Consider the following 9,874-nt stretch of genomic DNA (forward strand, 5'->3'; position numbering starts at 1 on the left):
CGCGTAAAGCGGCCAATTAGCGAAACGGCGACTCCCCCGAGATCAGCGCAGCGTCGCCGCCAGGGCGACCGGCGTGGCCGAAAGCGTCAGACCCTTGGCGGGCGGGGTCGCGGTGGGTGCTGGCGCGCCGGCGATTTTCCGCATGGACGAACCCGCCGACGCCGTCTTGCCGGATTGGCCCTGATGCTTTCCTTCAATCGGCTTGACAGCCGGCTTGCCCGCCGGCTTGCCCTCTTGGACCGGCTTGACGGGCGCCGCCCTGGCTTGTTGCGCGGCCGGCGCCGCCCCGACTTTCGCCGATGGGTCCGGCAGCGAGACTGAAGCGGTGGCGTCCGCATTGCGGGCCGCATCCCGAGCCGCAATCTGCGCCGGGTTCGGCTCCGCCGAGGCCGCCTGCGCCGCCCCGGCGGTCCGGACTTCCTCGGCCTGGCCTTTGCCGAAGGCGCCAATCACGGCGGCGATTTTGCTTCCTTCCGCCCGCGCGGCGGCCAGCGGCTCGGCCTCGTTGCGCGCCTTCTGCTGAACTTCGGCCTGCGGCTCCGGCGGCGCCTGGGACGGCCCCACGACCCGAGTCTGGGTCTGTGCGAGCTGAATCGCCAGCGCCGTCGAGGCATGTTGCGCCTTGGCGTTCCAGCGTGGATTGGGGTCGTCGAGCGCCAGTTCGGTCGGCGGAACCAGCGCCTCGGGGCGGCTGACGTCGGCGATGCGATGGGCGAAGACCGGATGCTGGGCGCCATCCTGATAGACCAGCCGCACCGGAGGCGTTCCCCTGGCGACGAGTTCGGCCACGGCGGCCTCGTCGGCGCGCTCGCGCGCCGAAGCCCTCGCCTCGATTTCAGGATCTGTCTTCAGCGGCGGGCAGGCGGCTTCCGGGTCCATGCGCTGGCCATTGGCCGGCTGGGCGTCGAAGACATAATGGCGGCCGCAAACACCGACCGCGACGTCCTGTTTCGTCGCCTCGAAATGATCGTGGCCCTTCTTGAGCTCCTTCCAGAACGGCATGTTCGGATCGAGCCGGTATTTGGCGAGGTTTTTCGGGGTCAGGTGGAAGGGATAGGCCTGCATCTGGACGCCACGCTGGCCGCCGGCGAAGGATTCGCGGGCAATCGCGTAAATTTCGGCGATCTGCGCGTCGGTCATCGAGAAACAGCCGGACGACGAGCACACGCCATGGACCATCACCGAGCCGCCGGTGGCGCCATGGGCGCGGTCATAGGCGTTGGGATAGCCGACATTGAACGACAGGTAATAGGACGAATTTGGATTCATCATCGCCGGGGTGATGGTGTAAAATCCCTCGGGAGATTGCCGGTCGCCTTCATGGGTCTTGGGGCCAAGCTGGCCCGACCAGCGGCAGATCGGGAAGGTTTTCAGCAGAACATAGGTTCCGTCCGGACGCATTTTCCAGACTTCCAGTTCCGATTCCTTCTTGAAGGCGCGGATCAGGATGGGCGCATTGGGGGCGACGCCCCTTTCCGCCATCAGCGCCAGTGTCTCGCTCGACAGGGCCTGCATGGCGCGGCCGTCGCGCGCATCGTTGCAGCCGCCGAGTGCGCCGAGCGCGCCGAGCGCTACGCCCGCCACCGCCGCCTTGCGCAGCCGGCCCGGGGCCAAAAGATCGCCGGAGTTGAAAAGACCGCTCATGATCATCTTCCGTCGAGAGGAAAGCCGCCCGAAGCGGAGCCCGGAAGTCGGGTCGATCCGGCGGCGCCTTCCGCGAGGTTTAACGCCATAAAGCTTACACCTTCCTTTATAAAGCGCCCTTACTAAACAACGGATGATTCGCCCGCAGGGTGAAGGAAACGTTAACAATACGCAAGTCCGCATGCCTGAAGCTTGCCTTGAGACCCGCTTTGGCGCCAATCCCGGCGCCTCCCTCGGGCGATCAGAGCTTGCGTCCCATGGCGAGGAATTTCTCCTCGCGCGCCGCACGCACGGCTCTGCCCGACAGGCCGTCGAAACGCCGGATCGCGGCTTCCATCGCATCGCCCACCGCGCGAATCGCGGCCTCCGGCTCGCGATGGGCGCCGCCGACCGGTTCGGCGACAATGCCATCGATAATGCCGAATTTGAGCAAATCCTGGGCGGTGATCTTCATGTTGGTCGCCGCGTCCTGCGCGCGCGAGGAATCGCGCCAGAGGATCGAGGCCGAGGCTTCGGGCGAGGCGACGGTGTAAATCGAGTTTTCGAGCATCAGCACGACATTGCAGGCCGCGATCCCGAGCGCGCCGCCCGAACCGCCCTCCCCGATCACCGTGGCGACATTGGGCGTTCCCAGCACCAGCGCCGCCTCGGTGGCGCGGGCGATGGCCTCGGCCTGGCCGCGCTCCTCGGCCTCGACGCCGGGAAAAGCCCCCGCCGTATCGACGAAGGACAAGACCGGCAGGCCGAAACGGTCGGCCAGCTCCATGATCCGCACCGCCTTGCGATAGCCTTCCGGCTTGACCATGCCGAAATTATGCTGGAGCCTTGAGGCCGTGTCGGAGCCTTTTTCCTGGCCGAGGACCGCGACGGACTCGCCGCGAAAGCGCCCCAGCCCGCAGATAATGGCTTCGTCCTCGCCGAACTTGCGGTCGCCGGCGAGCAAAGTGAAATCCTCGATCAGCCCGGCGATGTAATCGACGCAATGCGGCCGCTGCGGATGGCGCGCGACCTGGGTCTTCTGCCAGGGGTTGAGACTGGCGTAGAGGTCGGAGAGCGCCTTGGCGGCCTTGGCCCGCAGCCGGGTCAATTCCTCGCCGATGGCCGGCGATTCCTCGCGTTCGAGCAAAGCCCGCAACTCTTCGATCCTGGCTTCCAGTTCGGCGACCGGTTTTTCGAAATCGAGATAAGAGGCCATGATCCGGTTCGGTTGGGCGCAAGCCGGGGAACCCGCCCCGAAACGGTGGCGCGCGCGGGCGGAAACTGGACATTCGCCGCCGCGAAGTCAAGTCGCGCGATCGACTTGCGGCTTTTTCCAATTCTCTCTAATCGCGACTCCTCGCGATTAGAGAATCTCTCGCACGAGCCCGGCAGCGCATTCGCGCCTGGCCACGGCTCAGAGGTCATGACCTCCGAGCCGTGGCGTCAAGGAAACTTCAGCGCCTTGACCTGCTTGACACCCGGCAGCCCCTGAATCCGGGCGAAAAGCGCTTCCGGCGCCTCACCGTCGATGGCCACCAGCGCAATGGCCGAACCGCCCTGGGCATCGCGTCCGAGCGCGAAAGTCGCGATATTGACCCCCGCGTCGCCGAGCAAGCTGGCGAAACGGCCGATGAAGCCGGGCTTGTCCTCGTTCGACACATGGATCATCGCCGGCGAAAACTCCGCCTCGATCTTGATCCCCTCGACTTCGACAATGCGCGGCTTGCCATCGTTGAACACCGCGCCGGCGACACTGCGGCGCCCGCTCTCGCCCTCGACGGTCAGCGTGATCAGCGAATCGTAATCGCCTTCGGCGGCGCGAGTCACTTCGTCGATGACGACGCCGCGCTCCTTGGCGACCACGGGCGCCGACACCACGTTCACATCCGCCAGCATCGGCCGCAGAAAGCCCGCCACCGCCGCCGCCGTCAGCGCCTTGGTCTTGAGCCCGCCGACATGGCCCTCATAGGTGATGGTCAGTTTCTTCACCCCGGCCTCGGTCAATTGCCCGACAAAGGAGCCGAGCTTTTCGGCCAGCGCGATGAAGGGTTTGAGGCGCGGCGCCTCTTCCGCCGTGATCGAGGGGAAATTCACCGCATTGGAAATCGCCCCGCGCACCAGATAGTCGGACATTTGCTCGGCGACCTGCAGCGCGACATTTTCCTGCGCCTCGTTGGTGGCGGCGCCCAGATGCGGCGTGCAGACGACATTGGGATGGCCAAACAGCGGATTGGCGGTTGCCGGCTCCTCGACGAACACATCGAAGGCGGCGCCGGCGACCTGGCCGGAGTCGAGCGCGGCGCGCAGGGCCACTTCATCGACGAGCCCGCCGCGCGCGCAATTGACGATTCGCACGCCTTTCTTGGTTTTCGCCAGATTTTGCTCGGAGAGGATGTTTCTGGTCTGCGCCGTCATCGGCGTGTGCAAGGTGATGAAATCGGCGCGCGCCAGAAGTTCGCCAAGTTCGACCTTCTCGACGCCGATATGTTGCGCCCGTTCCAGCGACAGGAAGGGATCGAAGGCGATCACCCGCATTTTCAGGCCCAGCGCCCGCTCGGCGACGATCGCGCCAATATTGCCGCAGCCGATGATCCCGAGCGTCTTGCCGGTGATCTCGACGCCCATGAAGCGGTTTTTCTCCCATTTGCCGGCCTGGGTCGAGGCGTCGGCGGCGGGAATCTGCCGCGCCAGGGCGAACATCATGGCGATGGCGTGTTCGGCGGTGGTGATCGAATTGCCGAAAGGCGTGTTCATCACGATGACGCCGCGCGCCGTGGCGGCGGGAATATCGACATTGTCCACGCCAATGCCGGCGCGGCCGATGACTTTGAGATTTCTGGCGTTTTCGAGGATTTTCGCGGTGACCTTGGTCGCCGAGCGAATGGCCAGCCCGTCGTAATCGCCGATGATCGCGGCGAGTTTTTCCTTGTCCTTGCCGAGCGCCGGCTGGAAATCGACCTCGACGCCGCGCTCCTTGAAAATGGCGACGGCGGCGGGCGAGAGAGCATCGGAAATGAGCACACGAGGCGCCATGAATCATTCCTTCCACAATGAATTTAGATTTTTGCGATCCGGCGGATGCGTGACGCGGCGACTGGATTGCCGCGTCGCTTCGCTCCTCGCAAGGACGGGCCGGCGACCGGCAATGACGGCTTGCGCGACCGGCTCAGACGATCGATAGTTCGGCCTTGGCGCTGGAGAACGCCCAGTCGAGCCATTGCGTCAGCGCAGCGACATCCGCCGCCTCTACCGTCGCGCCGCACCAGATGCGCAGGCCCGGCGGCGCGTCGCGATAGGCGCCGATGTCATAGCCGGCCTTTTCCTTCTCGACCAGCGCGGCGAGCTTTTTGGCGAAAGCGGCTTGCGCCTCGGCCGTCAGCGCGACAATGGCCGGATCGACCACTTTCAGGCACACCGAAGTATTGGAGCGGATCGGTTCGGCGCGCGCGAGAAAGCCCGCCCAGGCGCTTTTGGCGACCCAGTCGGCCAATGTCTTGGCGTTGGCGTCGGCGCGGGCGATCAGCGCATCGAGCCCGCCGATGCTTTTGCCCCAATTGAGCGCGTCGATATAATCCTCGACGCAGAGCATCGACGGGGTGTTGATGGTCTCGCCTTCGAAAATGCCTTCGATCAGCTTGCCGCCCTGGGTCAGCCGGAAAATCTTCGGCAGCGGCCAGGGGGGCGCATAGGTTTGCAGGCGTTCGACCGCGCGCGGCGACAGGATCAGCACGCCATGGGCGCCCTCGCCGCCGAGCGCCTTCTGCCAGGAGAAGGTCGCGACGTCGAGTTTCGGCCAGTCGAGCCTTTGCGCAAAAGCGGCGGAAGTCGCGTCGGCGATGGTCAGACCCTTGCGGTCGGCGGGAATCCACCCCGCATTGGGAACCCGCACGCCCGAAGTGGTGCCGTTCCAGGTGAAGATGACGTCATGGTCGAAATTGACCGAGGACAGATCGGGAATATCGCCATAGGCCGCCTTGACGACGCGCGCGTCCTTCAGTTTCAACTGCTTGACGATGTCGGTGACCCAGCCTTCGCCAAAGCTTTCCCAGGCCAGAGCTTCGACGCCGCGCGGCCCGAGCAGCGACCACATCGCCATCTCGACGGCGCCGGTGTCGGAGGCGGGCACGATGCCGATACGGTAAGTTTCGGGAACCTGCAGGACTTCGCGGGTCAGATCGATGGCCAGCTTGAGTTTCGCCTTGCCGACCTTGGCGCGATGCGAGCGCCCGAGCGGCGCGTCTTTCAGGCCTTCGAGCGACCAACCGGGGCGCTTGGCGCAGGGTCCGGAGGAAAAATTGGGGTTTTTCGGCAATACGGCGGGTTTGGCAAGCGACATATCCATCCTCCCAGATGGGCGCCTCGCGTTGGGGCGAGGTATCCCGCAGCCGCGATTACGCTTGTGGCGCGGAGGCGTCAAGCGGGAGGTTGGTTGGGAGAAGTGGATGGTGAGCACCAAAAAACCGGTTTTCGTTATTTCAAAGGCTCCAATTCTCTTTGCGTCGGGCCACATTGCCCACCTTCAGCCATTGCGACAGCGGCCGAAACATCGAATTTCGCGCACCAAAACTGATTGCCTCGATCGTCTTGCCATCGGCAGACACAACAAGGTGCCTCGAAATAGTCTACTGTTGAACTGGCTTCCGGTACGTCGTTTCCGCCCTCGGGATGAAGTCTTTCGTGACACGGTTCGCACACTGCAACAAGTTCGAACAAAAACTCCTCGCAACAGTGTCGGTAGTCTAAGTGATGCACTTGTGTTGCAGGACGTTGAAGACAGCCCTCACAAATATTATTTGCACGTTTTAAAACTCGTTGACGAACCGTCGCCCATTCAGGAGAATTAAGGTATGCTTTGTATTTTCTCCAAAACTCGTTGTCCTTAGATTTTTGGAGGTCAACGTGTTTTTGAATGACCCGCTTTCGCTCTCCGTCGCGCGCTGATCTAAAAGCGGTTTCAATTTCTTTATCTGCTGGTAGCGCATCAATCGGAGCATTTGCGCGAGCGATGGCCATTCCGAACATTTCGCCGCAATGCAAGCATTGGCGACGGAAATGTTGCGCTCCACCGGCATCCTTTGTGCTACGAATTACCGAGTTTTCGTGCCCACACAGAAATTGTGTGTCCAACGTTTGTAGATCATTGTCGAGCTCTTTAGTCGGAAAAAGCCGAAATTCTTTACCCGTCGTTTGGTCGATTACGTCCACGGAGCTTTCCTTTGAAGTCAATTTGAGTTTAACAAATAGACGGCGAACTTCGCTCGCAGCCCCCAGCGCATTTCAGCGATAATAATAGCAAAGGATCTGGCGCCCATCAAAACACCTGCACGGCCGAGGCTTCAATGGCGGGGCGCAGGATTTTATGCAGGCTGTCGCGGGTCATGATGTCGGTCTTGCGCCCAAGAATATGCGCGGCGAAGTCCTTCACGTCCATAAGTTCGAATAAACCGAACTTGCCCTTGGCATAATCGAAAAACAGATCCACATCGGACTCGACTTCGGCTTCGTCGCGCGCCGTCGAGCCGAACAGAAAGAGATGCGCGACGCCAAGCCGTTTCAGATCGGCCTCGTGTTGCTGCAAGCGGCTGATGGCTTCTTCGCGCTTCATAGGCGCAGCTTAACAAATAACGCCGCCCGGCTCAAAGCTTGGCAAAAGTCTTGCGGTCGGCTTCGCCCTCCCTCTCGCCGAAGGCGCCAAAGGGATCGTCCGTCTCCAGCGCCCATTTCGCGGCGGAAAACCCCGCCACGCGTCCCGTGGCGAGACATGCGGTCAGCAGATAGCCGCCGGTCGGGGCTTCCCAGTCGAGCATTTCGCCGGCCAGAAACAGGCCCGGACGCGACCTGGCCATCAGATGTTCGTCCAGAACCTCGAACAGGACGCCGCCCGCCGTCGAAATGGCGCGCTCCAGCCCACCGACGCCGGCGATTTTCAGCGGGACCGCCTTGATCAGCGCGGCGAGAGCCGCCGTCTCGCCCGGCAGGGGGCCGCTCTCGCGCAGCAGCGCGATGGCGACGGGGCTCAGGCCCAGAATCTTGCGCAGATAATTGGCGAGGCTGGCCTTGCCGCGCGGCCGCGACAGGCGCTTCGAAATCTCGTCCAAAGTGAAATCGGGCCGCAGATCGACGCGCAAAACCGCTTCCTCGCCCGCCGCCAGGGCGTCGCGGATCGCGCCCGACAGCGCATAGACCGCGCCGCCTTCGAGACCGCGCCTTGTCGCCACCGCCTCGCCCTTGGCCGACAGCGCGCCAAAATGCAAAGCGATATTTTTGAGCGGCGCGCCTTGGAATTTTTCGACGAAAAACCCCGACCAATCGACCAGAACCCCGCAATTAGCTGGGCGCTGCGGGCTGGACTCCAGCCCGACCCGAGCGAGCGGCGCGACCCAGCCGCCATCGGCGCCGAGGCGCGGCCAGGAGGCGCCGCCGAGCGCCAGCACCGTCGCATCGGCCCTGACCTCAACTGGCCCCTCCGGCGTCGCGAACAAAACCGCATCGCCCGCAAAGCCCTGAAATTCATGGCGCAGCCGGATTTGAACGCCCAACGACCCCAGCCGCCGCAGCCAGGCGCGCAGCAAAGGCGACGCTTTCAGCGCACGCGGAAAAACCCGGCCGCTGGAGCCGACGAAGACCTCCTGCCCCAGCCCCGCGCACCATTGCCGCAGCTGCTCCGGCCCAAAAACCTCGAGCAAAGGCCGCAGCCGCGCCCTCGCCGCGCCGTAACGCGCGCAAAAGGCCTCGAAATTTTCGCCATGGGTGAGATTGAGGCCGCCGCGTCCGGCCATCAGCAATTTGCGCGCGGGGCTGGCCATGCGCTCGTAAATCGTCACGCTGAGGCCGGCTTCGGCCAAAACCTCGGCGGCCATCAGACCGGCGGGACCGGCGCCGATTACCGCGGCGGTCCTATGCTTTTGTTCAGTCTGGTTTTTATCCATCCACAGGGTTTACCTATTTTTGCCGCGCCGTGCTATCACGCCGCATGACGACAAGAATCGAAATTCAGGTCGAGGAGGCCGGCGTCGGCCAGAGGCTCGACCAGTTTCTGACCGCCCAGCCGGAAATCGCCGCCGAAAATCTCTCGCGCACCCGCATACAGGCGCTGATCGAGGCCGGGCAGGTGCTGCTTGACGGCGCGCCCGCCGCGCAGACGAAGACCAGATTACGCGCCGGCCAGCGCATTGTCGTCGATGTGCCCGACGCTGCGCCCGCCCAGCCGAAAGGCGAGACGATCCCGCTGAATATCGTGTTCGAGGACGATTTTCTGGTCGTTCTCGACAAGCCGGCGGGCCTCGTCGTCCATCCGGGCGCCGGCCACGAGACCGGAACCCTCGTCAACGCCCTGATCGCCCACTGCGGCGACAGTCTTTCGGGAATTGGCGGCGTCAAAAGGCCGGGCATCGTCCATCGGCTCGACAAGGATACGTCCGGCCTGCTGGTCGTCGCCAAGACCGACGCCGCCCATCAGGGGCTGTCGAAACTCTTCGCCGATCATGGCCGCAAATTGTCGCTGACCCGCGAATATCTGGCGCTGGTCTGGGGCGCGCCGGACCGCGCGGCCGGGACCATCGACGCGCCGCTGGGCCGCCACAACATCCAGCGCGAAAAAATGGCGGTGGTGCCTCAGGAGCGGGGGCGCGAGGCGATCACCCACTGGCGCCTGCTGGAAAGCTTCGGCGCCGACCGCGACAAAAAACCCGTCGCCAGCCTGATCGCCTGCCAGCTGGAGACCGGGCGCACCCATCAGATTCGCGTGCATTTCGCCCACAAGGGCCATCCGCTGCTCGGCGACCGGGTCTATGGCGGCGGTTTCAAGACCAAGACCGGGCAATTGCCGCAAGCCGCGCAAGACGCATTGAAGGCGCTGAACCGGCAGGCCCTGCACGCCCGCGCGCTCGGCTTCGACCATCCGGCGACGGGCGAGGAATTGCTGTTCGAGAGCGAGCCGTCGGCGGATTTCGCGCGACTGGTCGAGGCTTTGCGCGCCGGCTAGCCGCTGCTGAAAACTCCCTGGACCGCCCTCGTCCTTCGAGACGCGCCTGACGGCGCTCCTCAGGATGAGGGCTACTCTACTGATTTGATTGATCCCCTCATGCTGAGGAGCGGAGCGAAAAACCTCAAGCCGCCGCCTTGGTCACCGCCTCGCAGACGTCGTCCACGACCTGTTCGACCAGTTTGCGGTCGTCGCCTTCCGCCATCACGCGGATCACCGGTTCTGTGCCCGATGGCCGGATCACCAGACGTCCGTCCGCGCCGAGCC

Annotated in this window: 8 protein-coding genes and 1 pseudogene; 1 reads left to right on the forward strand and 8 read right to left on the reverse strand. The window is 63.9% G+C overall.

All coding sequences use genetic code 11. The features are described 5' to 3' along the window. Positions 1-42 precede the first annotated feature (42 nt). The 7 genes from QZY01_RS07175 to QZY01_RS07205 all read right to left on the reverse strand — a co-directional run bounded on the left by QZY01_RS07175 (position 43) and on the right by QZY01_RS07205 (position 8,552). Entirely contained in the window at positions 43-1,644 is a 1,602-nt protein-coding gene (locus tag QZY01_RS07175; protein WP_294535188.1) for a murein L,D-transpeptidase family protein, read from the reverse strand. A gap of 241 nt (positions 1,645-1,885) precedes the next feature. Continuing rightward, the gene (locus QZY01_RS07180) at positions 1,886-2,839 is read right to left on the reverse strand and encodes an acetyl-CoA carboxylase carboxyltransferase subunit alpha (RefSeq protein ID WP_294535191.1); all 954 of its coding nucleotides are present in this window, start codon (positions 2,837-2,839) and stop codon (positions 1,886-1,888) included. A gap of 227 nt (positions 2,840-3,066) precedes the next feature. Next, positions 3,067-4,656: a phosphoglycerate dehydrogenase gene (gene serA / locus QZY01_RS07185; protein ID WP_294535194.1), complete on the reverse strand. Its 1,590-nt coding sequence runs from the start codon at positions 4,654-4,656 to the stop codon at positions 3,067-3,069. Between the two features lie 133 nt (positions 4,657-4,789). Then, positions 4,790-5,959 (reverse strand): phosphoserine transaminase, encoded by a 1,170-nt coding sequence (locus QZY01_RS07190; RefSeq protein WP_294535196.1) that lies wholly within the window; start codon positions 5,957-5,959, stop codon positions 4,790-4,792. Positions 5,960-6,093: 134 nt separating this feature from the next. Beyond that, positions 6,094-6,828 (reverse strand): hypothetical protein, encoded by a 735-nt coding sequence (locus QZY01_RS07195; RefSeq protein WP_294535198.1) that lies wholly within the window; start codon positions 6,826-6,828, stop codon positions 6,094-6,096. A 106-nt stretch (positions 6,829-6,934) separates the two neighbouring features. After that, on the reverse strand, positions 6,935-7,228 hold the full coding sequence (locus QZY01_RS07200) for a nucleotidyltransferase domain-containing protein (RefSeq protein WP_294535201.1): 294 nt from the start codon (positions 7,226-7,228) through the stop codon (positions 6,935-6,937). Between the two features lie 31 nt (positions 7,229-7,259). Next, entirely contained in the window at positions 7,260-8,552 is a 1,293-nt protein-coding gene (locus QZY01_RS07205; protein ID WP_294535204.1) for a TIGR03862 family flavoprotein, read from the reverse strand. Between the two features lie 44 nt (positions 8,553-8,596). Between QZY01_RS07205 and QZY01_RS07210 the strand changes: the two genes are divergently transcribed. Further along, positions 8,597-9,607 (forward strand): RluA family pseudouridine synthase, encoded by a 1,011-nt coding sequence (locus tag QZY01_RS07210; RefSeq protein WP_294535207.1) that lies wholly within the window; start codon positions 8,597-8,599, stop codon positions 9,605-9,607. A gap of 124 nt (positions 9,608-9,731) precedes the next feature. On the opposite strand, the pseudogene glmM reads toward QZY01_RS07210, so the two are convergent. Beyond that, a pseudogene (gene glmM, locus QZY01_RS07215) lies at positions 9,732-9,874 on the reverse strand (phosphoglucosamine mutase); the annotation flags it as partial.

Source organism: uncultured Rhodoblastus sp., from assembly GCF_903903185.1.
GTDB lineage: Bacteria > Pseudomonadota > Alphaproteobacteria > Rhizobiales > Beijerinckiaceae > Rhodoblastus.